20 protein-coding genes are annotated in these 25,399 nt (G+C 70.0%); 12 read left to right on the forward strand and 8 right to left on the reverse strand.

All coding sequences use genetic code 11. The annotated features are described in order from the left end of the window. Positions 1-18 precede the first annotated feature (18 nt). The 4 genes from nuoL to HCA58_RS17900 all read left to right on the forward strand — a co-directional run bounded on the left by nuoL (position 19) and on the right by HCA58_RS17900 (position 6,410). Positions 19-1,962, forward strand: coding sequence for an NADH-quinone oxidoreductase subunit L (gene nuoL, locus HCA58_RS17885; RefSeq protein WP_169599030.1), 1,944 nt, complete (start codon positions 19-21; stop codon positions 1,960-1,962). Positions 1,963-2,041: 79 nt separating this feature from the next. Further along, on the forward strand, positions 2,042-3,574 hold the full coding sequence (locus tag HCA58_RS17890; protein ID WP_169598989.1) for an NADH-quinone oxidoreductase subunit M: 1,533 nt from the start codon (positions 2,042-2,044) through the stop codon (positions 3,572-3,574). A gap of 108 nt (positions 3,575-3,682) precedes the next feature. After that, entirely contained in the window at positions 3,683-5,233 is a 1,551-nt protein-coding gene (gene nuoN / locus HCA58_RS17895) for an NADH-quinone oxidoreductase subunit NuoN (RefSeq protein ID WP_169598990.1), read from the forward strand. Positions 5,234-5,324: 91 nt separating this feature from the next. Beyond that, entirely contained in the window at positions 5,325-6,410 is a 1,086-nt protein-coding gene (locus HCA58_RS17900; protein ID WP_169598991.1) for a polyprenyl synthetase family protein, read from the forward strand. A gap of 62 nt (positions 6,411-6,472) precedes the next feature. Here the strand turns inward: HCA58_RS17900 and HCA58_RS17905 are convergent, their stop codons facing one another. After that, complete coding sequence (locus HCA58_RS17905; RefSeq protein WP_169598992.1) at positions 6,473-7,651, reverse strand: MFS transporter; 1,179 nt, start codon at positions 7,649-7,651, stop codon at positions 6,473-6,475. Positions 7,652-7,805: 154 nt separating this feature from the next. Between HCA58_RS17905 and HCA58_RS17910 the strand changes: the two genes are divergently transcribed. Further along, positions 7,806-8,588 (forward strand): IclR family transcriptional regulator C-terminal domain-containing protein, encoded by a 783-nt coding sequence (locus HCA58_RS17910; RefSeq protein WP_169598993.1) that lies wholly within the window; start codon positions 7,806-7,808, stop codon positions 8,586-8,588. A gap of 81 nt (positions 8,589-8,669) precedes the next feature. Here HCA58_RS17910 and HCA58_RS17915 read toward each other — a convergent pair whose 3' ends face one another. Next, the gene (locus HCA58_RS17915; RefSeq protein ID WP_169598994.1) at positions 8,670-10,793 is read right to left on the reverse strand and encodes a PhoX family phosphatase; all 2,124 of its coding nucleotides are present in this window, start codon (positions 10,791-10,793) and stop codon (positions 8,670-8,672) included. Between the two features lie 159 nt (positions 10,794-10,952). On the opposite strand from HCA58_RS17915, the gene HCA58_RS17920 reads away from it, so the two are divergent. Beyond that, positions 10,953-11,531, forward strand: coding sequence for a sigma-70 family RNA polymerase sigma factor (locus HCA58_RS17920; RefSeq protein WP_205808934.1), 579 nt, complete (start codon positions 10,953-10,955; stop codon positions 11,529-11,531). Further along, complete coding sequence (locus HCA58_RS17925) at positions 11,528-12,220, forward strand: zf-HC2 domain-containing protein (protein WP_169598995.1); 693 nt, start codon at positions 11,528-11,530, stop codon at positions 12,218-12,220. Before HCA58_RS17920 ends, HCA58_RS17925 begins: the two co-directional genes overlap by 4 nt. A 9-nt stretch (positions 12,221-12,229) precedes the next feature. Here HCA58_RS17925 and rarD read toward each other — a convergent pair whose 3' ends face one another. The 3 genes from rarD to eccE all read right to left on the reverse strand — a co-directional run bounded on the left by rarD (position 12,230) and on the right by eccE (position 15,573). Continuing rightward, positions 12,230-13,162 (reverse strand): EamA family transporter RarD, encoded by a 933-nt coding sequence (gene rarD / locus HCA58_RS17930; RefSeq protein ID WP_169598996.1) that lies wholly within the window; start codon positions 13,160-13,162, stop codon positions 12,230-12,232. A 188-nt stretch (positions 13,163-13,350) separates the two neighbouring features. Beyond that, positions 13,351-13,737: a phage holin family protein gene (locus tag HCA58_RS17935; RefSeq protein WP_169598997.1), complete on the reverse strand. Its 387-nt coding sequence runs from the start codon at positions 13,735-13,737 to the stop codon at positions 13,351-13,353. Positions 13,738-13,782: 45 nt separating this feature from the next. Beyond that, positions 13,783-15,573 (reverse strand): type VII secretion protein EccE, encoded by a 1,791-nt coding sequence (eccE, locus tag HCA58_RS17940; RefSeq protein WP_277351274.1) that lies wholly within the window; start codon positions 15,571-15,573, stop codon positions 13,783-13,785. Positions 15,574-15,884: 311 nt separating this feature from the next. On the opposite strand from eccE, the gene HCA58_RS17945 reads away from it, so the two are divergent. After that, positions 15,885-16,205: a WXG100 family type VII secretion target gene (locus tag HCA58_RS17945; protein WP_169599033.1), complete on the forward strand. Its 321-nt coding sequence runs from the start codon at positions 15,885-15,887 to the stop codon at positions 16,203-16,205. 25 nt (positions 16,206-16,230) lie between these two features. Next, a complete protein-coding gene (locus HCA58_RS17950) occupies positions 16,231-16,524 on the forward strand; it encodes a WXG100 family type VII secretion target (protein WP_169598998.1) in 294 nt (97 codons plus the stop codon). A 38-nt stretch (positions 16,525-16,562) separates the two neighbouring features. Here HCA58_RS17950 and mycP read toward each other — a convergent pair whose 3' ends face one another. Further along, positions 16,563-17,804, reverse strand: coding sequence for a type VII secretion-associated serine protease mycosin (mycP, locus tag HCA58_RS17955; protein ID WP_169598999.1), 1,242 nt, complete (start codon positions 17,802-17,804; stop codon positions 16,563-16,565). A gap of 152 nt (positions 17,805-17,956) precedes the next feature. Between mycP and HCA58_RS17960 the strand changes: the two genes are divergently transcribed. Then, the gene (locus HCA58_RS17960) at positions 17,957-20,749 is read left to right on the forward strand and encodes an SseB family protein (RefSeq protein WP_169599000.1); all 2,793 of its coding nucleotides are present in this window, start codon (positions 17,957-17,959) and stop codon (positions 20,747-20,749) included. Continuing rightward, positions 20,746-21,111, forward strand: a complete 366-nt coding sequence (locus HCA58_RS17965; protein ID WP_169599001.1) for a hypothetical protein — start codon at positions 20,746-20,748, stop codon at positions 21,109-21,111. The genes HCA58_RS17960 and HCA58_RS17965 overlap by 4 nt, the downstream gene beginning before the upstream one ends. A 15-nt stretch (positions 21,112-21,126) precedes the next feature. Here HCA58_RS17965 and HCA58_RS17970 read toward each other — a convergent pair whose 3' ends face one another. Together HCA58_RS17970 and acs are read right to left on the reverse strand one after the other, a co-directional pair. Then, entirely contained in the window at positions 21,127-22,059 is a 933-nt protein-coding gene (locus tag HCA58_RS17970; RefSeq protein ID WP_169599002.1) for an alpha/beta hydrolase, read from the reverse strand. Between the two features lie 165 nt (positions 22,060-22,224). Then, positions 22,225-24,219 carry an acetate--CoA ligase gene (gene acs / locus HCA58_RS17975; RefSeq protein ID WP_169599003.1) on the reverse strand — a complete coding sequence of 665 codons (1,995 nt, stop codon included), beginning with the start codon at positions 24,217-24,219 and terminating at the stop codon, positions 22,225-22,227. A gap of 433 nt (positions 24,220-24,652) precedes the next feature. Between acs and HCA58_RS17980 the strand changes: the two genes are divergently transcribed. Next, positions 24,653-25,396 carry an oxidoreductase gene (locus tag HCA58_RS17980; RefSeq protein ID WP_169599004.1) on the forward strand — a complete coding sequence of 248 codons (744 nt, stop codon included), beginning with the start codon at positions 24,653-24,655 and terminating at the stop codon, positions 25,394-25,396. Positions 25,397-25,399 lie beyond the last annotated feature (3 nt).

Here is a 25,399-nt window from a genome sequence, read left to right on the forward strand (position 1 = left end):
CCACCGGTGGACGAAATCATGACGTACGCCCAGGCTGCTCCGGCCGAGACCGTCTCGTACGCGACGGCGGACGGGCTGCTGAGCAGCGTCTGGCTGCTGGTGGCGATTCCGCTGGTCAGCGCGGCGATCTTGTTGCTGCTCGGCCGGCGGGCCGACCGGTGGGGGCACTGGCTCGGAGTGGCCGCCGTCGGCGCGGCCTTCCTGCTCGGGTTGAGCTACTTCCTCGGGCTGCGCGGGCTGGAGAACCGGTCGGTCCAGCTCAGCCTCTGGGACTTCATCGCGGTCGGTGGTCTGTACGTGGACTTCGGGCTGCTGTTCGATCCGCTCGCGGGCGTGTTCGTCCTGCTGATCACCGGCGTGGGTTTCCTGATCCACCTGTACGCGGTCGAGTACATGGCGCACGATGCGGGACGGCGGCGCTTCTTCGCGTACTTCAACCTGTTCATCGCGGCGATGCTGCTGCTGGTGCTCGGCAACAACTACGTGATGCTGTACTTCGGTTGGGAGGGCGTCGGTCTGGCGTCGTACCTGCTGATCTCCTTCTGGTACACCAAGCCGGCCGCCGCGACCGCCGGGAAGAAGGCGTTCCTGATGAACCGGGTCGGCGACGCCGGCCTCGCCATCGCGATCTTCATCATGTTCGCCACCCTCGGCACCACCCAGTACGACGAGGTGTTCAACGGGGTCGGCGCGTTGGCCGGCGGCACCGTGCTGGTGCTCGGTCTGCTGCTGCTGCTCGGCGCGGCCGGCAAGTCCGGCCAGTTCCCACTCCAGGCATGGTTGCCGGACGCGATGGAGGGCCCGACCCCGGTGTCGGCGCTGATCCACGCGGCGACGATGGTCACCGCAGGTGTCTACCTGATCGCCCGCTCCAACATCATCTTCTCGGCCAATGCCACGTTGCAGCTGGTGGTGGTGAGCGTCGGTGCGTTGACCCTGCTCATCGGCGCGATCATCGGTTGCGCCAAGGACGACATCAAGCGGATCCTGGCCTGGTCCACGGTCAGCCAGATCGGCTACATGTTCCTCGGCGTCGGTCTGGGTGGCGCAGCGTACGCACTCGCCATCGTGCACCTGCTGGCGCACGGCTTCTTCAAGGCCAACATGTTCCTCGGTGCCGGTTCGGTCATGCACGGCATGAAGGATCAGGTCGACATCCGTCGTTTCGGCGGTATCGCGAAGCACATGAGGACCACCTGGTTGACCTTCGCGGCCGGCTGGGTGGCGATCATCGGCATCATCCCGTTCTCCGGCTACTTCTCGAAGGAGCCGATCGTGGAGGCGGCGTTCGCCCGCGAGGGCTGGACGGCGTGGCTCTTCGGTGGTGCCGCCCTGCTCGGCGCGGGGTTGACCGCCTTCTACATGACCCGGCTGTTCGTGCTCACCTTCCACGGGCCGAAGCGCTGGACCGAGGACATCGATCAGCCGCACGAGTCCCCGCTGCTGATGAGGATTCCGCTGATCCTGCTTGCCGTCGGCTCGCTCGGCGGCGGTGCGCTGCTGGCCACCTCCGTCCCGGACTGGCTGACCAGCACGGCCGGCCTCGCCGACACCGAGGAACACCACGGTGCCCTACCACACCTGGCGATCTTCTTCCTGGCGCAGGGAGTCACCGTACTCGGGGCCGTGCTGGGTTGGTTGCTGTTCCGCAACGGCACCGCTACCGTGCCGCAGCCGGCCGGCGTGGTGGTCACCGCTGCCCGTAAGAATCTCTACACCGACGCGGTCAACGAGGCGGTCTTCGAGAAGCCGGGCATCTTTCTCACCCGGGCGCTCGTCTATCTCGACAACCGAGGCATTGACGGGATCGTCAACGGTCTGGCCGCGGGGATCGGTGGCGGATCGGGCCGGCTCCGGCGGTTGCAGACCGGCTTCGTCCGGTCGTACGCCACCTCGATCCTGACCGGCGCGTTGCTGGTGGTGGCCGCCTTCCTGGCCGTACAGGCGGGGTGGTTCGCGTGATCGACCGCATCCGGGCGACAGCTTCTGAGGCGGCCGTCGCCGGCGGACCGCACAGTGACGACGGAGGTAAGGCCGCATAATGTCCGACTTCCCGTTCCTCTCGGTGCTCACCGTGGCGCCGCTTGTCGGCGCCGTGGTCGTCGCTTTCCTGCCACGCAGTCGGCCGACGCTTGCCAAGCAGGTGGCGTTCGGCTGGTCGCTGCTGGTGCTGGCGCTGTCGGTGGTCATGTGGGTGACCTTCCAGGTGGATGGCGACCGCTTCCAGTTCCGCGAGTCGTACCCGTGGATCCCCAACTGGGGTGTCAACTTCACCTTCGCCGCCGACGGCATCGCGTTGGTCATGCTGATGCTGATCGCGGTGTTGGTGCCGCTGGTGATCCTGGCTTCCTGGCACGACGCGGAGTCCTCGAAGCGCTCGGTGCCCGTCTACTTCGCACTGCTACTCGTCCTCGAATGCACGATGATCGGCGTTTTCGCCGCCGCCGACGTCTTCCTGTTCTACGTCTTCTTCGAGGTCATGCTGGTGCCGATGTACTTCCTCATCGGCAGCTACGGCGGCAACCAGCGGCAGTACGCGGCTGTGAAGTTCTTCCTCTACTCGCTTGTCGGTGGCCTGTTCATGCTGGCCGCCGTGATCGGTCTGTGGGTGGTCGGCGGTAAGAACTTCGACTGGGTGGCGCTGTCGGAGGTGGACATCTCCACCGGTGCCGAGCGTTGGCTCTTCCTCGGGTTCTTCGTCGCGTTTGCGATCAAGGCACCGTTCTTCCCGTTCCACACCTGGCTGCCGGACGCCGGTGGCGCGGCACCGGCCGGTGCCGCCGCGCTGCTTGTCGGTGTGCTGGACAAGGTCGGCACCTTCGGCATCCTGCGGTACTGTCTGCCGCTCTTCCCGGACGCCGCCAAGTGGTTCGCGCCGTGGGCGCTGGCTCTGGCGGTAATCGGGATCATCTACGCGGCACTGCTGGCTGTCGGGCAGAACGACCTCAAGCGACTCGTGTCGTACACGTCGATCGCCCACTTCGGCTTCATCGGCGTGGGCATCTTCGCCTTCACCACGCAGGCGGGCACCGGGGCCGTGCTCTACATGGTCAACCACGGCCTCGCCACCGGGCTGCTGTTCCTGGTGGTGGGCATGCTCATCGCGCGCCGGGGCTCGGCTCTGGTGAGTGACTTCGGTGGCGCTGGCAAGCTGGTACCGCTGCTCGCCGGGGTGCTCTTCTTCGCCGGTCTAGCCTCGTTGGCGCTGCCCGGCACGGCCCCGTTCGTCTCCGAGTTCCTGGTGCTGATCGGCACGTTCACGGTGAACAAGCCGGTTGCCGTGATCGCCACGTTGGGCATCGTCCTGGCGGCGGCGTACGTGCTGTGGATGGTGCAGCGCACCACGCAGGGCACCCTCAACCCGGCGTTGACCGAGATCGACGGGATGAAGCGTGACCTGACCCTGCGTGAGAAGGTCGTCGTAGCTCCCCTGATCGCGCTGATCGTGCTCCTCGGCTTCTATCCGAAGCCGGTGACCGACGTCATCAATCCTGCTATTCAGGCGACCATGCAGGACGTCGACCGGACCGACCCGGCCCCGTCGGTGGACACCGTCCAGGAGGCGAGCCGGTGAGCGCGAGGAGTGAGCTTGCGAGCCCCGCAGTCGCGAACGAAAGGCTGATGTGGTGAGCGCGAGGAGTGAGCTTGCGAGCCCCGCAGTCGCGAACGAAAGGCTGAGCCAGTGACCGAGCTTGAACTGCCGCCGATCGACTACGCGGCTATCGCGCCGATCCTGATCATGTTGGGCGCGGCGGTGCTCGGGGTGCTGGTCGAGGCGTTCGTGCCCCGGCGGCTACGGCATCCCGTGCAGTTGCCGCTGGCGCTGCTGGCGGTTCTCGCGGCGTTGACCATGGTGGTGGTCAACGCCGACAAGCGGGTGATCACTATCGGGGTGGTCGCCGTCGACGGGCCGACGTTGTTCCTCCAGGGCGCGATCCTCGCCCTGTCGGCGGTGGCGCTGTTGCTGCTCGGTGAGCGGGCGGTCGAGCGGGGCGGCGCGTTCGTCGCTCAGGCCGCGGTGACCGCCGACTCGCCGGAGGACCGCCGGCAGGCGGAGAACGCCGGTGGCGCGGGTGAGGTGTACCCGCTCAGCACCTTCGCGATCGGCGGGATGCTGATCTTCGTGTCGGCGAACGACCTGCTGACGATGTTCATCGCGCTCGAGGTGTTCTCGTTGCCGCTCTACCTGCTCTGCGCGCTGGCTCGTCGTCGGCGGCTGCTGAGCCAGGAGGCGGCGATGAAGTACTTCCTGCTCGGCGCGTACGCCTCGGCGTTCTTCCTGTTCGGGCTGGCGCTGATCTACGGCTTCACCGCCGGTCTGGGTGACCGGGCGGCCGGGGTGGACTTCGCCACCGTGAACGCGGCAGTGGCGAACTCGACGGCCAGCCCGGTGCTGCTCTTCGCCGGTGTGGCGCTCGTCGCCATCGGTCTGCTGTTCAAGGCCGCTGCCGCGCCGTTCCACGTCTGGACGCCGGACGTGTACCAGGGTGCCCCGACACCGTTGACCGGTTTCATGGCAGCCTGCACCAAGGTCGCCGCTTTCGGTGCGCTGCTGCGGGTGTTCCATGTGGCTTTCGAAGGCGCACGGTGGGACTTCACTCCGGTGCTGGGCGCTGTCGCGGTGCTCACCATGCTCGTCGGTGCGCTGTTCGCGGTGACCCAGACCGACATCAAGCGGCTGCTGGCGTACTCCTCCATCGCCAACGCCGGCTATCTGCTCGTCGGTGTGCTCTCGCCGGGGAGCGGTGGTCTTTCCGGCACGATGTTCTACCTGGTGGCGTACGGCTTCACGGTGCTGGCCGCGTTCGCGGTGGTGACGTTGGTACGCGATGCCGACGGGGAAGCGACGCACCTGTCCCGCTGGGCTGGGCTGGGTAGGCGGTCGCCGGTATACGCCGCCGTGTTCACCTTCGTCCTGTTGGCCTTCGCGGGTATCCCGATGACCAGCGGTTTCACCAGCAAGTTCGCGGTTTTCGGCCCGGCGCTGGAGGGTGGGCAGGTGTGGCTCGTCATCGCTGGCGTGCTGACCAGCATGGTGCTGGCCTTCCCGTATCTGCGGGTCGTGGTGCTGATGTGGCTCTCCGAACCGGGCGACAGCACGCCGACGGTGGCCGTTCCCGGCGGGCTCACCTCTGCCGCGCTGGTGATCGGGGTGCTCGCCACGCTCGTACTCGGCGTCGCGCCGGAACCACTGCTCTCGCTGGCGTCCTCAGCCGCCGATTTCGTCAGGTAGCGGCCGGACTGCCGACCGGGGGCCGATCCACGTGCTGTGGGCCGGCCCTCGCCGCGTATCCCCGGTCCGGTGCAGGTCGAACGTGTGTGGCATGGTTGGGGGCGTGGTGATTAGGGGTGGCGAGGGTTCAGGTGTCACCGGCTCCGGTGCCCGCCGGGGCCGCTTCGGCGCGGCTCATTTCGGCGCGCTCGGCCTCCACCTCGCCGACCCGCGCAGTGAGCAGTCCGTGCTCGACGTGCTGGCGGCGGTGGAGACGCAACTGCGGGCCAGTGTCGCCAGCGCAGACCCGTTCGTCACCGAGGCGGCCCGGCACCTGGTGGAGGCCGGTGGTAAGCGGTTCCGACCGCTGCTGGTGGCCCTGGGAGCCCAGTTCGGCGACCCGACCCGGGTCGAGGTGGTCTCGGCGGCCGTGGTGGTGGAGCTGACCCACCTGGCCACGCTCTACCACGACGACGTGATGGACGAGGCAGCGGTGCGCCGGGGTGCACCCAGTGCCAACTCCCGGTGGACCAACTCGGTCGCCATCCTGGTGGGCGACTACCTTTTCGCCCGGGCCGCGGACGTCGCGGCCGAGCTGGGCCCCGAGGCGGTACGTCTTCAGGCGCGTACGTTCGCCCGGCTGGTCCATGGCCAGATCGCCGAGACCGTCGGTCCCAGGGGCGGGGACGATCCGGTGGCGCACTACCTGCGGGTGATCGCCGAGAAGACCGGTTCACTGATCGCCACCAGCGCGCACTTCGGTGCCCAGTTCGGTGGGGCCGCACCGGAGCACGTGTCGGCGCTGGCCGGGTACGGCGAGACCATCGGGGTCGCCTTCCAGCTTTCCGACGACCTGCTCGACATCGCCAGCGAGTCGGCGGAGTCGGGCAAGACGCCCGGCACCGACCTACGCGAGGGAGTGCCCACCCTGCCGGTGCTCTACGCCTGCGCCTCGGACGACGCGGACGCCTCGTCCGTCCGGCTGCGGGAGATCCTTGCTGGGGGCCCGATCACCGACGACGCTCTGCACACCGAGGCGCTCGGCCTGCTCCGGGAGAGCCCGGCCCTCAAACGTGCCCGCGAAACCGTCCGCAGCTACGCCGAGGACGCCCGCGCCCGGCTGGCGCCCTTGCCGGCTGGTCCGGCCCGCCACGCGCTCGAGTCGCTCTGCGACCACATCGCCGACCGCTCCAGCTGACCACCCGGCACCGTCCGACAGGAGACAGCGCTCAACTGTCGGTCGGCATCCAGGTGGGCGGGTCAGCGGACGGTGGGGAGTAGGCGGGTGGCGGTGAGCATCAGCGCGGCGGCGACGAGCATGGCGGCGCTGGCGGCGAGCCACATCGCGGGATAGCCGGCCGCAGCGGCCAGGGGGCCCAGGGCGAGCGGTCCGACGCAGCCGCCGGCGTACACCCCGGTCTGGGTGATCGAGGTGGCTGCGGCCGGTGCCTGCGGATGCAGTTGGACCACCGCGAAGTTCATCAGCCCGGGCCACGACCAGCCGAGACCGAAGCCGAGCACCACGCCGATGATCAGCGGGCCGGGTCCGGCCGCTGCGAGCAGGCTCAGCCCCACCGCGCCGGTCACCAGCAGACCGGCGATCACCGTTACGTGTCCGCCGGTGCGGCGGTCGGCCAGCCAGCCGATCCCGATCCGGGCTGCGACACAGACCGCGCTGCCGAGAGTCAAGGTGAGCCCGGCGTTACCCGGATCGAGACCCCGGTCGACGGAGGCGTCGACTACGAAGGTGCCCAGTGCGTTCGCCGCCCCGGCGGCCAGCGTCGCTGCCACCCCGACCAGGACCAGTCCCGGGGTCGCGCCGCCGGTGCGTGCGGTGCGGCGGTGCGGGGGCCCGGCACCCTGGGCCGGTACGGCAGGTAGCGCGGCAACGGCGGCAACGGCTGCGGCCACGAAGGCCCACCGCCAACCGACGGTCAGCGCGAGGGTGGGCACCGCCACACCGGCGAGCAGGGTGGACACGGGGATGGCTGCCTGTTTGACGCCGAACGACAGGCCCTGCCGACGAGGCGGGACGTGCCGGGCGAGCAGGGTGTTGCTGGACAGTTGCCCGAGCGCGTTGGCGATGCCCGCGACGGCGAGCAGACCGACCAGGGTCGGATACGATCGGGCCGCCACCGCCACGGCCAGCAGGGCGACGGCGGAAACCGCGATGCCGGCCCGGGCGACCACGGTGGCACCCCACCGCTCGACGAGCGCACCGGAAGGCACCGAGGCGAGGGCACCCACACCGAAGTAGACCGCCACGACGAGCCCCAGTCCGGCGGGGGAGAATCCCAACTCCTCCCGCATCTGCACGGCCAGGCCGCCGACCAGGAAGACCGGCAGGACGCAGACGATCGTGACGACGACCGCGACCGCACTGGTCCGGACGGGACGTGCGACGTTGGTGGGGGTGCGGGGACGGGCGATGTTGCTCATGGTGCGGTCAACTTACGTCAGCCACATCTCGACGACAGAAAGTGAGGTGAACCTCACATCAGGTATTCGATTGCCTTGGATCATCCACCCGATCAGGCGTTTCGCGGCGGCCCGCCATTTCATATGGTGTAAGTCCCCGGTGGCGGAGGTGGTTGTGCGTGACCCCCTAGCGGAACCTTCGGACCTGATCCGAAGTGTCTCCCGCGCGCTTCGAGTTCTCGAGTCGGTCGGTCGTGCCCCGCGGGGCCTGACAGTCAAACAGATCGCCCGCCGCTGCGAGCTGACCGTTGCCACCACCTACCACCTGGTACGCACCCTCGCCTACGAGGGTTACGTGATCCGTCGGGAGGACGGCACGTACATCGTGGGTCTGGAGGTGGCCGACCGCTACCGCGAACTGGTCTCCGCGTTCCGCGGCTCGCCAGCCGTCGGGGAGAGCCTGCGCCGGGCGGCGCTGGAGACCGGCTGGAGTCACTTCCTCGGCCGCTTCGTCAATGGTCAGGTGGCGATCACCGCTGTGGCGGAGGGGAACCGTTCGCCGTACCTGGAGGATCTCGTCCCCGGGTTCGACGAGGGCGCCCACGCGACCGCACTCGGAAAGGCGCTCCTCGCCACGCTGACCGCCGAGCAGCGCCACCGTTACCTGCGCGAGTACGGCATGCGTCCGTTCACCAACGCCACCCTCACCACCCCTGAGACGTTCGAGGCCGACCTGACGGCCGGGGACCGCCGCGGGATGCAGCTGGAGTTGGGCCAGTTCAGACAGGGCGTCGCGTGCGCAGCCGTGCTCGTGAGCCCGGACAAGGACATGGAACGGCGCACGGTGCTGGCCTGCGCGCTACCGGCCAGCGAGATGATGACCACCGCCCGGGTGGTGCGGACGAAGCTGCTCACCGCCGCACGTGCCATCGCCGACGCCCTGGCCGCCGACAACTGACCTTCGGCGCCTGCCGAGACGGCCCTCTCCCTGGTGGGGAGAGGGCCGTCGGGTGGCGGCCGGCGCGAGGCCGGGGCGGGGTCAGCTACCGACCGGCCCGCCGTCCAGCCGCCAGGTCACGACCACGCCCGGCTTGGCGTAGTCGCCGTCCGGCCAGGTGGAGGCCGGGTTGTCGATCGTGGCACCGGAGATTTCACCCGGGTGCTGTACGGCCACGAAGATGGAACGGTTGTCCTCGGTCATGAACGGACCGCAGGTTTCCGCACCGATCGGTACGGTGAGGAACTGCTTCAGGTGGCCGCGCTCGGGACCTTCGGTCGCGGTGGCGAAGAGGCCGTCGTTGCTGCCAAGTGCGTTGCCGTCGGTGGAGATCCAGAGGTTGCCGGTGGCATCGAACGCCACATTGTCCGGGCAGGAGATCGGCGAGACCTTGGTCTTGTCGTACCCGGCGAAGTAGGTCGACGGATCAGCCGGGTCACCGCAGACGATCGGCAGCGACCACGTGAACGTGTCGGAGGTGTTGTCCCCCCGGTCCTCGACCAGTTCCAGGATCTGCCCGTGCCGGTTGGCGGTACGCGGGTTGGCCTCGTCCGGCGCCGGGTTGCTGCCCACCCCACGGTTCGAGTTGTTGGTGAGAGCGACGTACACCTTGCCGGTGAGCAGGCTCGGTTCGACGTCCTCTGGCCGGTCCATCTTGGTCGCACCGGCCTTGTCCCCGGCGAGCCGGGTGAAGGTCAGCACCTCGGCGGCAGTCATACCGTCCACGTAGGAACGGTTCCCACTGACCAGCTTGATCCAGCGTCCCTTGCCGTTGAAGGCACCGTCACTCGGCAGTTTGCCGGAGCCGTCGATCTCATCGGCGCTGCTCTGGTCGAGCTTGGCGACGTAGAGGGTGCCCGACTCCAGCAGCGTCAGGTTGTGCTTCCGGGCGACCCAGGAGTCACCCTTCATGAACTTTTTGTCCGAGACGAACTTGTACAGGTAGTCGAAGCGCTCGTCGTCGCCCATGTACGCGACCACGTGCCCGCTGCGGGCGACGATGACGTTCGCGCCCTCGTGCTTGAACCGACCCATCGCCGTGTGCTTACGCGGGCGGCTGTCCGGGTCAAAGGGGTCGATCTCCACGATCCAGCCGTGCCGGTTGGCCTCGTTGGGGTGCTTGGCGAGGTCGAACCGCTCGGCGGCCCGGTCCCACTTGCGGCTGCCGCTGGGGTAACGGGCGGTGGTGCTGATCCCGTAGCGCGCCAGCCGGGCCTTCTCCGACTCCGGTGCCGCGTCACCGCCGACGAAGTACTGGTTGAAGTTCTCCTCGCCGGAGAGCACCGTGCCCCACGGGGTGACGCCGCCGGCACAGTTGTTCAGCGTGCCGATGACCGTACGGCCCTTCGGGTCGGCGGCCGTCCGCACGAACGACGAGCCGGCGACCGGACCGGTCAGCTCGAACTTGCTGCTCAGCGCGTCCACCCGGCGGTTGTACGGCCGCCGGCCGGAGTCGACGACCTGCCACTGGCCGGTACCGTCGACCCGCTCGATCTCCACCACGGACATGCCGTGCGCGGCCATCGCCACCTTCACCTGCTCGACACTGAGCGCGTCCTGGCTGGTGAAGCCGGGGAACATCAGATCCTCGTTCGTGTACTCGTGGTTGACCACGAGCAGTGCCCGCTTACCCCGCTTGTCGAGCGGGAGCACACCGACGAAGTCGTTGTTGTAGCCGAACTGCTTGGCCTGCGCGGCGGCGGTCTGCCGGCGCAGGTTGAACTCCGGCGCACCGGGCACCACCGGGTCGCCCCAGCGGATGATCACTGCGTGGTCGTAGCCGTTCGGAACGACGAACGTGTCGAGAGTGTTCGGCGGAATCGGCTTGAAGGTCAGTGCACCGTTGCCCGGTCGGCGGCCAGCCACCGACGACTGACCTGCCGGGGGCGCCGGGACAGCTGGGGCAGCGGCGGCGGAAGCGGTGCCGGCGAGGGCGCCGGCCGCAGCGCCGCTGAAGCCCAGCACCAGGGCGCCGACCGCCCCGGCGCGGACCACGCCGCGGCGGCTGACCTCGGCGTCCACCACCTCACCGAAGTACGCGTTGTCGGAGGTGTTGGGTACCGGGTGGTCACAGGCGTTGCCGCAGCGGTAGAGGCAGGTCATGGCGTCGCGGCTGCCGTGGCGGGGGGTGCCCAGCAGCGGGAGCAGCCGGGGTCGGTCGCTCATGTGGAGGATCCTCCTGAGAGTCGGTGCGCGTCGGTGCAGGTCACCGACGTACCCGCCGGACGCTAGGGCGGTGTGGTGAGCACCGGCCAGCGTCGATGTGAACCAGCGATGAACTCCACCCCGGTTACACCAGGTTGAGCTGGCAATGAACCGATCGGCATGACAGCACGTATCTCCGGTCGTAACACCGCGCCCGCTCGCGCCGAGAGCGAGGAGAAGACCATCAGCGACCACGACGCCGACCTACTGCGCGCCCTGCACGACGAGCATGCCGAGGCGCTCTACGCGCACGCGCTGCGGCTGGTCAACGGGGACCGGCAGCGCGCGGAGGACCTGGTGCAGGAGACGCTGCTGCGGGCCTGGCGGCATCCGGAGTCGCTCGACCCGCGGCGCGGTTCGGTACGCGCCTGGCTCTTCACCACCGCGCGCAACCTCGCGATCGACGCCTGGCGGCGGCGGTCCGCCCGGGTGGGCGAGGTCTACACCGACGAACTTCCCGAGCCGCCGGAAGTCGTCGACGAAACCGAGCGAGCCGTCGAGGCGTGGACGGTCGCGGAGGCGCTCAACCGGCTCAGTCCCTCGCACCGCGATGTCCTGGTGGAGTGTTTCTACCAGGGGCGATCGGTCTCCGAGGCGGCGTCCCGGCTCGGGGTGCCGCCGGGCACCGTGAAGTCCCGCACCCACTACGCGCTGCGTTCCCTGCGGCTGGTCCTGGCCGAGATGGGGGTGACCGGATGAACCGGTGCGACTACGCGTACGACGACGGGGCCTACGTACTTGGTGCGCTTTCCCCGGCGGACCGGGCGACCTACGAGCGGCACCTCGTCGACTGCCCGGCGTGCCAGCAGTCGGTTTCCGAGATCGCCGTGCTGCCCGGACTGCTCGGCCGGCTGGACCCGGCGAGCCTGGAGCAGTTCCTGCCACCACCGGAGAACCCCCGGGTGCCCGAGCTGCTCGACGCGGCGCGGGAACGCCGACGCCGCGAGCGGCAGGCTGGCCGGCTGCGGTACGCGGTCATCGGACTGGCCGCCGCCGCACTTGCCCTGGTGGTCGGCCTCGGGGTGGCCACGATCCTGCCCGGGCAGGTGCCGAGTGGGCCGGGGGGCCCGGTGCGGATGGTGCAGATGCAGCCGGTCGCCGGAACGGTGCCGGTGCACGCCGAGATCGGTCTGACCGGCACCGACTGGGGCACCGAGGTGACGATGCACTGCGGCTACGACGAACGGGCAGGGTACGGCAAGGCGAACACCTTCCGGCTGGTGGCGCACGCCGGTGACGGTTCGCAGGAGCAGATCGGGTCCTGGTTGGCCGCCCCCGGCGACGACCTGCGTATCACGGGGGCGACCCGGTTCACCAACGCCGAACTGGTCCGGCTGGAACTGATTCGTGCCGACGGCACTGCGGTGCTCGCCTACGAGGTCCGCTGAGCCGTTCCCTCAGCTGGTGGCGACGGCCGCCGAGGGCGGCACCGCGGCGGCCAGGCGCAGCCGTCGGGTGCGCCTGGCCTGCCGTACGGCGTCGGCGGTGAAGATGATCAGGGCGAGCCAGACCAGGGCGAAGCCGGTCAGCCGGGCCGGTGGCATCGGCTCGTGGAAGACCAGTACGCCGCAGCAGAGCTGGAGGATCGGCGCGACGTACTGGAGAATGCCGAGGGCGGTGAGCGGCAGCCGGTTGGCGGCACCGGCGAAGAGCAGCAGCGGGATGGCGGTCAACGCCCCGGCCAGTACCAGCAGGGCTGTGTGTCCGGTGGACACGCGGCCGAACGCGGCGTCACCGGTGGCGGCGAGCCAGCCGAGGTAGCCGAGTGCGGGAAGCGACAGCACCGCCGACTCGACGAACAGTCCCTCGGCTGCGGGCAGGGCGAGGCGCTTCTTCACCAGGCTGTACGAACCGAACGTGAACGCCAGGATGAGCGCGAGGTACGGCAGGCGGCCGTAGTCGACGGTGAGTACGGCCACCGCCAGGGCGCCGACCCCGAGCGCCAGCCACTGCGCGGGGCGCAGCCGTTCACGAAGCACTAGCACCCCCAGCAGGACCACCACCAGCGGGTTGATGAAGTAGCCGAGGGCGGTCTCCACCACCCGGTCGGAGTTGACGCCGTAGATGTAGGTGAACCAGTTGACGGCGATCAGTGTGGCGGCGGCACCGATTCCCGCGAGGGTCCGTGGTCGGCGTGACAGGGACCGTAGGAAGCCGACGTTGCGCAGCGCGACGAGCAGTAGCGCGACGAAGGCGGCGGACCACACCACCCGGTGGGCGAGGATCTCCAGCGGGCCGACCGGACGCAGCAGCTTGAAGTAAAGCGGAAAGAACCCCCACAGCAGATAGGCACCAAGGCCGTGGAGGTAGCCGAAGCGGAGCGACGTCACAGCACCACCGTAAGGGGCGAGTGCGGCTGTCGATCCTTTCTGGTGAGCGGTTTCACGGACGTGTCACCCAGCCACCAGCCGGTCCGTACGGGGGCGGCCAGGTCACCCGATCATGCGGGCCCTGGCCCCCGGCCGGCGATCACCGTCGGTGGTGGTCGCCGGCCGGGCAGCAGCGTGCCGAAGGCCGGTCAGTCGCGGTCGAGGATGGCTCCGAGGATCCAGGTGACGATGCCGACGAAGAGCGCCCCCAGCACCGCGGCCGGCCAGAAGCCGTCGACGTCGAAGGGGAGGCCTGCCTGATCCGCGATCCAGCCGGTGAGCAGGAACAGCAGGCCGTTGACCACAAGTGCGATCAGGCCGAGAGTGAGCAGGTAGAAGCCACAGCCGACGGTCTTGATGATCGGCTGGAGTACCCCGTTGACGACCCCGAAGATGACCGCGACGAGGATCAGGGTCAGGATCGTCTCGGAGACGGAGTCAGTGTCGAGCGAGATTCCGGGAATGAGCAGTGTGGCCAGCCAGAAGGCCACCGCCGTGGCGCCGACCCGGATCAGTAGACCTTTCAGAAAACCCATGGCGGGCATGGTGTCACGGCTGGCGCGTGGACGGTACCCGTGAGATCATTCCGCCCCGACCAGAGCTGGGGAGCCGATCAGCCCCGCCTCGACGGGGGTGCAGGCGAGCAACGCCCAACGCAGGGCCCGCCGGTTGACCACGGCGACCATGTCCTGCCGGATCCGGGTAAGCGACTCCGCCGCATCGCCGAGCCCCAACGCGTGGCCCGCGACCATAGCTTCCGCCGGGCTCAGCGGCCGGAACACCGCCAGGTCGACCCGACCCAACGTGCCCGCGTCGGCCGGGGTCAGCACGTCGTGGACCAGCAGCGTGGTGTGCCAGGCGGTGCCCGGCCGTGGGCCGGCCGGCGCCGGTGCGTCCAGCACGACGAGCACCGGGACCAACGGTGTGCCGGGTTCCCCCGCCACCGGGCGGTCCGGTGATGCCAGCACAATGGGACCGCCGACCCCCCGGACGAACCGTACCCAGGCGTGTGGCCGGGCGGTCTGGACGATCACCCGGGCTCCGAGTGCCATCGCGCGTACGGCGACCAGCTGGGCGGCGGACACCCCACCGACGAGCATCAGCCGGGTGGTCTCCGGGCGGAACAGCCGGACGGTGACGGCGTCGCCGTGCCGGTTGACGCCGAGCACCAGCCCGGCGGCACCCAACGGCACCTCCCGCTCCGGCTCCCCGGCACCGAACCGCACCTTCCACCCCGGCTGCCGGGCCGCGGTCAACGACGGTGCGCCGGGCAGGGCCACCGGCAGCGTGGCGGCGAGCCCGTCCAACTGCCGTCCGTCGAGCCGCTGCACCGTTGAGCCGTTGGCGACCGCCGCCTGCCGCAACTGCCGGGCCGCGTACGACAGCTCGGCCGCCGTCGGCGCGGCCAGCCGTACGAGCAGCCAGGGGGCCCTCGGCTGCTCCGTCCCGGCGTGCAGCGCCACGGTGATCGCCGTCGCTGGAAGTCGCCAGAGGCGGTGCGCCAGCCAGGTGACATCCCCGCCGGGCCACCGGCTCAACCGGAAGGTGGTCTGGAGCAGACGGCCGCAGCGGACCGCCTGCCACGACTCGCGTACCGGCTGCCCGTCGTAGTGGGCGAACTCGGCGAGCACCCGCCGCATCGGCTGCGCGCCCACCGGCCGCACGGTCAGCGGTCGCAGTCGCCGGACGATCCGTCGTACCGTGCCCGCCAGGGCGTGCCGTAACGACTCCTCCGGCCAGCCTCGCGCCCGGGCCACGCGTACCGCCAGCACGGCTCGGTCCCGCCCGGCCGGCTGTCCGCCGGTGAGCTGACGGTAGGAGGTTGCCGCCGCTCCCTCGCCGGCAGCCAGCGCCGGTGCCGGCGTGCCGGTCAGGAGAAGCTGTACGTGTACGGGTGGCGACTGGCCGGTCTCGACCGGCAACAGCGACGCCGGTGCCGGAACGGACCGCCCGCCGTCACCGAGCAGGTCGGTCGGGTCGCCGATCTCCAGCAGGGCCACAAGTCCGCCCGGGTCGTCCAGCACCGGAACCGGACCATCGCCCAGCTCGACGCAACGGATCACGGCGTGCGGGTTCACCTGGCCGAGCAGCCCGGTCGGAGCGTCGTGGGGCCGGGTCGCCCGTCGTCGGGCCAGATAGCCGACGCCGATCACCAACCACTCGTGCAACCACCGTCCACGGACCCGAGCCCAGGTCGCGGTGAGCAGCACGACTGTCGCCAGCACGACGGTGACCGTCTCCAGGGGACTGCGGCCCGCAACCGCGAGGAGCGCCGCCGTCACCAGCTGGGTCGTGACGATCTGTCCGGGCCGGAGGTGGATCGAGCGCCACCGACGGTCGGTGCGTCCCCCTGTCTCGCTGCGGCGGATCAGGCGTCCCGAGTTGGGCGGCGGATCCCCGGAGCATGAGTGTTCGGCCGCTGCCGGGCGGACCGTGGTTAAGGTCGCCGCCACCGCACCCTCCCGTACCGCCATCGACATCGACGCGGCTCATCGTAGTTGCCGGCGATCGGGTGCATTGTCCACAGGGGAACGAGGCGGGGTAGCAGAACCGCGACCGTGTCGCTACTCTCAGCGACGAGTTCTCGTTGGCCCATCCCGCGTCGTGCTCGCCCTCCGGCGTCGTGGGTGGTGCGTTCCGCCGCAGGGCCAGCCACGATCGAGGAGACGAGGTGGCGTCCAAGATGTCCCAAACCCAGGCAGAGGCCGCGGTGATGCAGCAGACCGCGGCGAAGTTCGAGCAGACCGACCAGTCGTTGCAGTCGATGCTCAGCGGGCTGCTGGTCCAGCTGGAGGTCCTCCAGCAGGCCTGGCGCGGTGCTGGAGGCCGCTCGTTCGAGCAGGTCAAACGAAAGTGGGCAGAGGATCAGGCCGGGCTGCAGCGGGCGCTGCGGGAGACCGCAGGCGCGATCCGCACCGCCGGTTCGCGCTACGACGCGTCGGACGCCGAGGCAGCCGCCCGGGTGACGGCCACCAGCCGTGGTGGCATCCAACTGCCGTTGTAGCCCCAGACTCAGGAAGAAGAACCCAATGGAGCATGGTGTGCTGGTCGTCAACTTCGCCGCGCTGCAACAGGCCAGCGCGGACATCCAACGAGCACTCAACACGCTCGACGCGCAACTCGGCCAGCTGGAGCGCGACGCCGCGCCACTGGTGGCCAGCTGGTCCGGCACGGCCCAGCAGGCCTACGAGCAGCGGCAGGCACGGTGGCGTAACGCCTCGCAGGACCTCCAGGCGATGCTGCGGGACATCAAGCTCGCGGTGGACGAGTCCGCTGCCGACTATCTCGACACCGAGAAGCGGAACACCGGCCTCTTCCAGTGAGCCGCCTCGTACCGACGACGGGGTGACGCTGATCGGCGTCACCCCGCGTCGTGGTCGGCCGGATGCCAGCGTCGGCGTACCCCTCGGGGCACCATCACCGCGGCCAGCACGACGGCGGCCACCATCGGCACACCAACGCCGGTGACCAGCAGGGCACGGGCCCGCGCGTCGGCGCGACGGTCCTGCTGTGCCAGCAGCGCCGGATCTGGCCGGTCGTCAGCCAGCCCGGTCGTCGGCCGGGGGCGCTCCGACAGCGCTACGCTCTCGGTCACCGCCCGGTACGGATTGAGCACCCCCGCGCCGTACCCGACGCCGGTTGCCGGATCGGCAGTGGTCACTATGCGCCGAGCCACCTCGACCGCGTCGAGGTCGGGACGGTACTGCCGTATCAGGGCCGCAGTGGCGGCGACGAAGGGCGCCGCGTAGCTGGTGCCGTCGGCGCCGCGGTGACCGTGCCCGGGGGCAGCGATCAACACGTCGACACCGGGAGCGACGAGATCCACGTGGGCGCCGATCCGCGAGAAGTCGGCCCGTACCCCGTCCGGGCCCACCGCACCGACCCCGAGTACCCCGTCGTACGCGGCCGGATACGGGCGGCGCTCCTCGTTACCGGACATGTTGCCGGCGGCGGCCACCACGACCACGTCCCGGCGCAGCGCGTACGCGATCGCCGCGCGGACCGCATGATGGTCGGTGTAGAGCACCACGGAGAGGTTCAGCACGGTGGCCCCCTCGTCGACGGCCCAGCGGACCGCCCGGCCCAGCTCGTCGGGCGTAGCCGTGCGTCCCTGCCCGTGCCCGTCGACGACCTGCTGCTCGCTGACCCGGACCGGCAGGACGCGCGCCTGCGGTGCCAGCCCCTGCAGAGCCGTCCCGTCGCCCGGCGCGGCGGCGATGATGCTCGCCACGCCCGTTCCGTGACCGACACAGTCGAGGCCGCCGTCACCGCCGGCATCCAACAGGTCGGTGCCGGTCAGCACCCGCCCGGCCAGTTGGGGATGCCGTCGATCGACGCCCGAGTCGACAACCGCCACTGTCACGCCGGCCCCCGTGGCCAGCCGAGCAAGGCGCTCTGTCGCGTACCGCTGCTGTGCCCAGGGGGACGGTGCGGTCGGCTCGGCCGGAGCCGGCAGTGCGGCGCACCTCGGTGCGGCGTGGGCGGGCACCGCGACCGCCGGCACCGAACAAGCCAGCAAGACTACGCACAGACCTGCCCGGAGGGCGCCCGGACGGCGCCGACCCCCTCGCCGTTGTCGCCGCCCACCGGGTTCCCGGTACATCGATCGCCTCCGTATCGTGTCGGCGCCGAGACGGAATGCTAACGGTTCCTGGTGAAACGGGTGGACCGTCGACGGCCTGAGATTGTGATCTTGTGATCACCTTGTAGGTTGTATCCGATACCTATGGCCTGTGCCCGGGAGGAGGGGTGGCCGTGACCGAATGGGAGCCGGCCACCGGTGCCGAGGCAGCGTTGCGCGACGCGTTGCACGGCAACGACCAGCAGCTTTACTTCCGGATACTGTCCGGTGTCGAGCTGTTGCTGCCGGTCTCCGCGCAGGCAGCCGTAGGGCGGACACCGGTGGGCTGGGGCACGTGGACAACCGGCGGCCGGACGCACGTACTGGCCTTCACCTCAGCCGAGGCGATGCGGGCCTGCCTCGGCGAGCACGCTGGCCCCAGCCGTCGTACCGGCTACGCGGAACTCGCGGCCAGTTGGCCGAACCACGAGTGGTGGCTGGCGGTGAATCCGGGCCTACCCATCGAGGGTTACCTTCCGGCCTGGTACGTCTCCCAGCTGTCCCGAGGTGATGTTCGGTTGCCCGGCCGGACAGTGGGTGCCCGCGCCCGGCTCGAACGAGTGGAGGCGCTGAACCGGGCCCGCGACGCGGCCTCGGCGTCATCAGCCCCAGCCATGTCGAGCCCGCCGTCGCCACCGAGATCACCCCATCGGCCGGCACGGTCCTTCCCGGCACAACCGGTGGTGCCGGAGGGCTTCCGCCTACCCGAGGTGCCGACGTCGAGCACCGGCAACGCTCCGCGCCGGACGGAGCCCGCCGACCGGCCACCCGGTGGCGCTCCTCATCCGGCACAGCCTGGTGCCGGCGGGATGGCATCCGGCGACGCATCGCAACCGTTGTCACCTGGCCGGCCGGAGGAGCCGACGTCCGCCGGGTCGGGATGGCCCACAGCACCAAAACGGCCGGGAGCCGCCACCAACGGACGTCCCCCCGGCACCGAACCGGCAGCTCAGCGATCCTTCTTCGAACCTGCGAACGGTCGTGCGACGCATCGCGGCGAACGACTCGTCGATCGGGCCGCACCACCGTCCCGGTTCCGGGGCGGGCAGCCGTTCCCCCGCCGAGGGCCGGCCAATGAACCGCCGTCGGACGGTCCGACCCGCGCCTTCGTCTTCGACGAGAACGACCAGGCCGGCAACCGGACGATCCCCGCCCCAGGTGAGGAGGGGACCCAGCCGCTGCCGTCCGGCGACGGGCCGGTCCGGCCGCTGCGGGTGAGCACCCCCGCCGGCTGGTCGGCGCCGGGGGGCGGCGATCCGACCGCCGGTGGTGGTGAAACGACACAGGCGCTGCCCCGTCGTGAGCCGGCGGAAGAACAACCAGCTTCGTCGGCGGAGCCGATCTCCGGTCCGCCGGCACCACGCCGCGGCTTCACCCCGATCGTCATAGAGGGCACCATCATCGAGGCCCGGGACGTCACCTGCCCGGGTCAGCCCGGCGAGGCGTCGGACGACATCAGCCGACCCGTGACCGAGGGGGTTGCGGCGTCGACCGGCCCGGCAACGCAAGACGACAAGACCGCCCCGGCCGGGCCGGAGGATGCACCGGCGGCTGCCGATCCAGAGCCGGAGCCGGCCCTCGATTCCGAGCCAACGGCAAGCTTCCCGACTTCCCGGCCAGAGCCGACGGACTCAGGAACCGAGCCGACCGTGGCGGTGCCGACAGCGACCCCCGAGTCGACCGTTCCGGTGCGGACGGTGACGTCCGAGACGATGACCGCTGCTACGACAGCTGCCCCGGCGCCCTCCGGCCCGGACCGGGAAGAGTCCGCCGCGGCAGTTGCGTCGCCGGCCGGCGCACGCCCAGCGGCAGTTGCGGCCCCGGAGACACTGTCGCTGTTCACGCCGTCGTCTGCCAGGTCGTCGCCCTCCGCGCCGGCTGCTGAGGCGCCCGTGGCGTCCGGGGCACCGGTCCACGGTCCGCTGCCCGGTACGACCACCGCACCCGCCGGTCCACCCTTCGAACCCGCCAACGAGGTGGAGAACGACCTGCACGGTGCCGCCGAGGCCGGCAGTACCGACACGTTCCTGTCCACACTGTTGTTGGCCCGGGTCCTCCTGCCGATCGCGGCTGAATCCGCCACCGGCAGCCGCCCCGGAGACCCGGGATTCGTCTGGCCGTCCGTGCAGCTGGACGGACAGACCTTCGTGGTGGCCTACACCTCACCGCAGCGCCTCGCCGACCACACCGATGCGGTGACCGAGACGATCGAGGTTCGTTTCGTTCAGCTCATCCGCAGATGGCCAGACCTTTCCTGGTCGTTCGCCATCAATCCCGGCACCCCGGTAGGCGCGAAACTGCCAGGTGAGCAGATTGTCGGGCTCGCCAACTGGGCGGCCGAACTCGGCCTCGGCGACGACGCCGCGGGCGAGCCCGAGCCGCCCGTCGAGACCACCGTGCCGGCGAGCAGTCCCCGGCAGGTGGCGCCGGCAGGTGACCTGAACCGGCCCATCGTGATGCAGAAGGCGATCGCGTCGAGCCAACTCGGCTACTACCTGGAACGGGGCTACGACCGGGTGTCCGGATTCGTCCACCGGGCCAGCGAGCTGGCGCATCTCACCACCCCAGCCGCCCTCTACCAGGCACTCGGCCTCAACCATCCCGAGTCACCCTTCGCCCCGGACGCCGAACAGATCTACGTGCTCCGGTGGCCGGCGTACCGGCCGAGCCTCTATCGCATCCCGTACGGCGGGCAGACCGAGGCGGCCATGCGGGCGATGGAGGGATGGGTCATCGAACGACCCCCGTTCCGGGGCAACGGGTTCGCCCCCGGCGAGGGCAACGACGTACTGGCCGAGTTCAAGGTGGACAGCATCCGACTGCCGCACGGCGCCCGGCTGGTGTGCATCGAATCATCCGGCAACGAGCGGCTGATCGCCGTACTCGACGCCGACACGCTCTCCTGGCAGGAGGTCGGTGATCGGTGATGCGCGACGGCTACGTGGCGCGCTGGCGGGGGCAGGAGTTCCCGGCCAGCCCGGACGGCAACGAGGTCCGGCTGTACCAGCAGGAGGCGACCGAGGGTTTCACCGAGGTACGCCCCGGCCGGCACGTCCGGGTCGTCCCGGCCAACGAGATCGAGGAGCTGACGTACGTCCGAACGACCTGCACCTGGAAGGGGCAGCCGTTCATCGTGCTTGCCGAGCACGACGGATGGCTGCGGGTGGAGTACACCGGCGGACGCTGGCCGGTCGCGCAGGCCATGCGGCTGGAGGCGTTCGACTTCGGTGTCTACCAGGGGTGGGCGCCCGTCAACGAGGTCACCGATGTGCGCGAGCAGCGGGTCTGAGACGCCCCGGCCAGATCAGGACTTCGCCCACCGGAGGATCTCGCCGAGCACCAGTTCCGGTGTCTCCAGGTGAGGGAAGTGTCCGACCTCGTCGAGTAGCCGCCACTCGTACGGTGCGCTGACGTAACGCCCGGACCCCTGGGCGGTGCGCGGCAACGTCGCCACATCCCGCGCCCCGTGCAGCTGCAGGGTGGGTGTGCAGAGAGGTCGTTGCATCAGCTTCACGAACCGGTAGCCGTGCAGTCGCAGCACAGACCGGAACGCCCAGCGGTAACCCTCAAGTGCGCAGAAGGCGGCCTGCGGGATCCGGATGGCCTCCCGGCAATGCCGCGCGTAATCGGCGAACTCGGGGCCGGTGACCCAGCGGTCGCCGCCCCAGCGGCGCAGGATCTCCTCCACCGCCCGACCGTTGTCGCGGGTCAGGAGGTGTTCGTACCGGGGCAGCTGGAACCGCAGCGCGGGGGTCGACGCGGTGAACTGACCACGTGGGTCGGCGAAGATCGAGGCCCGCAGCCGCAGCGGATGCGGAGCGCCGAGCACCACCAGACGACGCACCAGGTTCGGATGGAACGACGCGGTGGTCCAGGCGATCATGCCGCCGGCGCCGGTGCCGACCAGGGTGGCTGAACGCTCGCCCAACGCCCGGATCAGCCCGGCGACGTCGGCTGCGAGGGTGTAGCCGTCGTATCCCCGGGGCGGTTTGTCGCTGGCGCCGTAGCCTCGCAGGTCCATCGCCACCGCCCGGAAACCGGCGTCGGCGACCGCCGGCAGCATCCGGTGCCAGGCCCACCAGTGCTCTGGGAAACCGTGCAGGAAGAGCATCATCGGCCCGGTTCCCGCCTCCACGACGTGGAAGCGGCTGCCGTTGGCACCCACGAACCGGTGCGTCCACGGCCCTTCGGTGAGTACGCAGGACTCGTCGACGGCATCGTCACGCTGCTCGGTCATGCCCCACAGCCTAGGGCCCCGATGCCGGTCGCCCGGTCGGCGTCGTTGGTCGGCAGCCGATTTGTTGTACCGGTCAAGGAAAGTTGTTTCGGACCTTGGTGGTGTCACGGGACGTGGCGAAGGGCGGCGGCTGCTGCCGGGCCGCCACCCTTCTGATCGAAGGTGTCAGTCCTCGTCGGACTTGCTTCCGCTGATGCCGGAGGCGATCAGCTCCATCACCGAGGAGTCCTGCAACGTGGTCACGTCGCCGAGAGAACGGTTCTCCGCCACATCCCGCAGCAACCGTCGCATGATCTTTCCGGAGCGGGTCTTGGGCAACTCCGGCACCAGCATGATCTGCCGGGGCTTGGCGATCGGGCCGAGCGTCTTCGCCACGTGGCTGCGCAACTCGGCGATGAGCTGCTCGCCGGCCTCGCCGGAGGTGTCGGTGCTGCCCCGGGGGATAGCGAACGCGACGATCGCCTGCCCGGTGGTCGGGTCGGTGGCTCCGACCACCGCCGCCTCCGCCACCGACGGGTGCGACACCAGCGCCGACTCCACCTCCGTGGTGGAGATGTTGTGCCCCGACACCAGCATCACGTCGTCGACCCGGCCGAGTAGCCAGATGTGCCCGTCGTCGTCCTTCTTCGCCCCGTCACCGGCGAAGTAGATCCACGGGGCTTCGGCGTCGCCACCGGCACCCGCGCCGAACCGCGACCAGTACGTCTCGATGAACCGGTTGTCGTCACCCCAGATGGTGCGCAGCATCGACGGCCACGGTTCGCGCAGCACGAGATAACCGCCACCTCCGTCGGGCACCGACCGGCCCTGGTCGTCCACGACGTCCGCGACGACGCCCGGTAGGGCGGTCATCGCCGAACCCGGCTTCGCGGCGGTCACCCCCGGTAGCGGCGAAATCATCATGCTGCCGGTCTCGGTCTGCCACCAGGTGTCCACGATGGGCAGTTCACCCCGGCCGACATGCTGCCTGTACCACATCCAGGCCTCGGGGTTGATCGGCTCGCCGACACTACCGAGCAGCCGCAGTGAGGAGAGGTCGTGGCCGGCCGGAATCTCCTCACCCCACTTCATCATGGTGCGGATCAGTGTCGGCGCGGTGTAGAGAATGGTCACCCGGTACCGGTCGACGATCTCCCAGAAGCGACCCTTGTGCGGGGTGTCGGGGGTCCCCTCGTACATCACCTGGGTCACACCGTTGGCAAGCGGGCCGTAGACGATGTAGGAGTGACCGGTCACCCAGCCGATGTCCGCCGTGCACCAGTAGACGTCAGACTCCGGTTTCAGGTCGAAGACCGCGTGGGAGGTGTACGCCACCTGGGTCAGGTACCCGCCGGAGGTGTGCAGGATGCCCTTCGGTCGGGCGGTGGTGCCGCTCGTGTAGAGGATGAACAGCGGGTGTTCGGCGTCGAACGGCTGCGCAGTGTGCTCGGCCGACGCCTGCTCCACCGCCTCGTGCCACCAGTGGTCCCGATCCGACCAGCTGACGTCCTCGCCGGTACGCCGGACCACAAGAACATGCTCGACGGACGGGCAGTTCGCTACCGCCTCGTCGACGGTCGGCTTCAGCGCGGAGGGCTTGCCGCGCCGGTATCCGCCGTCCGCCGTGATGACGACCTTCGCCGAAGCGTCCTGAATCCGGTTGGTGAGCGCGTCAGCGGAAAAGCCGCCGAAGACCACACTGTGCGTGGCGCCGATCCGGGCACAGGCCAGCATGGCGACCGCTGCCTCCGGGATCATCGGCAGGTAGACCGCCACCCGGTCACCGGCGGTCACCCCGAGGCCGGTGAGGGCGTTCGCCGCCCGGCAGGTCATTTGGTGCAGTTCGGCGTAGGTGATGGTGCGGCTGTCGCCGGGCTCGCCCTCCCAGTGAATTGCCACCTTGTCACCCCGGCCGGCCGCAACGTGCCGGTCGAGACAGTTGTAGGCCACGTTCAGCTGCCCGCCGACAAACCACTTCGCGAACGGTGGCCGAGACCAGTCCAGCACCTGGTCCCACGGCTTGCTCCAGGTCAGCTGGGCTGCCTGACGTGCCCAGAAGGCGAGCCGGTCGTCCGCAGCCTCCGCGTACGCGGACGAAGTGACGTTGGCGTCGGCGGCGAGTTCGGCCGGCGGCAGGAACTGGCGTTTCTCGTTCAGCAGATTGGCCAATGCCTCGCTCATGCCGGCACTCCGCTTCGCCTCGTGTCGGCATGAGGCACCAACGCGCTGCATCGATGATTCGCTCGCTGCCGCTCACTCATGCGTTGACTCCTCGTCGCTCGGGTGACCTGGGTCTCTTCCGGGCAGGTTAGTCGCGGCGGCCGAACGAGGCGACCGATCCGCGACGCGCCCGTCGCTCAACGGCCCCTCGCACGCGCCGAGGTGCAGGTCCGGTCCGTTCTCCCGCCGGCCCGGTGCGATTGCCCGATCGGCGACCGGCTTCGTGACGAGTCGCAGCATGTCGGAACCTTGCGCGGCGTGAAGCAGATCTTCGTCGTAGACCGTGATCGCAGCCCTGTCCGCGTCTCCCGACCGGCGGGCCGTGCGGGTGGCACGGATCGCGTTACCGGTGACCAACGTCCAGACTTACCGGCACCGTCGCTAACGTGTCGGTGTGACCGCCGATCCGCTCGCGCCGCTGCTCGACCTCGCCGACATCACCCCCGCCGTGGAGCGGGCCCGCGACAGGTTCGACCGGGCGTTGACCCACCGGGCGCTGCGACGCCACGGCGGTCAGGTTGCGGCCGAAGTGAGCCTGCGCTCCGCGGTGGCCAGCGCCGGGCTGGAGGGCCACCACCACGAGCGGGAGACCGTACGCGCCGGCACCGTCACCGAACCGGTGCTCCAGGGCGCGTTACGGGTGGCCGGAGCCCTACCCGGGCTCAGCGAACTCTGGCCGAAAGCCCCCCGGCAGGCACTGGCGAAACTGCATGTGCTCGCCGCTCGCGAGGTGGTCACCGAGACCGAGCTGGGCCGCCCGATCGACGACCCGGTGGTCGCTGCCCGACTCGACGCGCTGGCCACACTTGTGGCCGGCGGTACCCGGGTCACCCCGCTGGTGCTCGCCGCTGTCGTACACGGCGAACTGCTCAACCTGCGGCCGTTCGCCGGCCCGTCCGGGGTGGTGGCCCGGGCCGCTGCCCGTCTCGTGCTGCTCTCCACCGGATTCGACCCACGTGGCCTGCTCGCCGTCGACGTCGGGCACCGGGAACGTGAGCCGGAGTACGTCGGGGGTGCCGGTGCCTTCGCCACCGGCACCCCCGACGGGCTGCGATCCTGGCTCCGCCACTACATGTCCGCTGTCGAGGTGGGCGCCGCCCAGCTCACCGCGATCGGGGACGAGATCCTCGCCGCCTGAGCG

Source organism: Micromonospora sp. HNM0581, assembly GCF_012726175.1.
Classification (GTDB): domain Bacteria; phylum Actinomycetota; class Actinomycetes; order Mycobacteriales; family Micromonosporaceae; genus Micromonospora.

Coding starts and splice junctions, on each gene's coding strand:
- nuoL (WP_169599030.1), top strand. CDS start 19: ATGACGTACGCCCAGGCTGCTCCGGCCGAGACCGTCTCGTACGCGACG.
- HCA58_RS17890 (WP_169598989.1), top strand. CDS start 2,042: ATGTCCGACTTCCCGTTCCTCTCGGTGCTCACCGTGGCGCCGCTTGTC.
- HCA58_RS17900 (WP_169598991.1), top strand. CDS start 5,325: ATGGTTGGGGGCGTGGTGATTAGGGGTGGCGAGGGTTCAGGTGTCACC.
- HCA58_RS17905 (WP_169598992.1), bottom strand. CDS start 7,651: ATGAGCAACATCGCCCGTCCCCGCACCCCCACCAACGTCGCACGTCCC.
- HCA58_RS17915 (WP_169598994.1), bottom strand. CDS start 10,793: ATGAGCGACCGACCCCGGCTGCTCCCGCTGCTGGGCACCCCCCGCCAC.
- HCA58_RS17920 (WP_205808934.1), top strand. CDS start 10,953: ATGACAGCACGTATCTCCGGTCGTAACACCGCGCCCGCTCGCGCCGAG.
- HCA58_RS17925 (WP_169598995.1), top strand. CDS start 11,528: ATGAACCGGTGCGACTACGCGTACGACGACGGGGCCTACGTACTTGGT.
- HCA58_RS17935 (WP_169598997.1), bottom strand. CDS start 13,737: ATGGGTTTTCTGAAAGGTCTACTGATCCGGGTCGGCGCCACGGCGGTG.
- HCA58_RS17945 (WP_169599033.1), top strand. CDS start 15,885: ATGTCCCAAACCCAGGCAGAGGCCGCGGTGATGCAGCAGACCGCGGCG.
- HCA58_RS17950 (WP_169598998.1), top strand. CDS start 16,231: ATGGAGCATGGTGTGCTGGTCGTCAACTTCGCCGCGCTGCAACAGGCC.
- mycP (WP_169598999.1), bottom strand. CDS start 17,804: ATGTACCGGGAACCCGGTGGGCGGCGACAACGGCGAGGGGGTCGGCGC.
- HCA58_RS17970 (WP_169599002.1), bottom strand. CDS start 22,059: ATGACCGAGCAGCGTGACGATGCCGTCGACGAGTCCTGCGTACTCACC.
- acs (WP_169599003.1), bottom strand. CDS start 24,219: ATGAGCGAGGCATTGGCCAATCTGCTGAACGAGAAACGCCAGTTCCTG.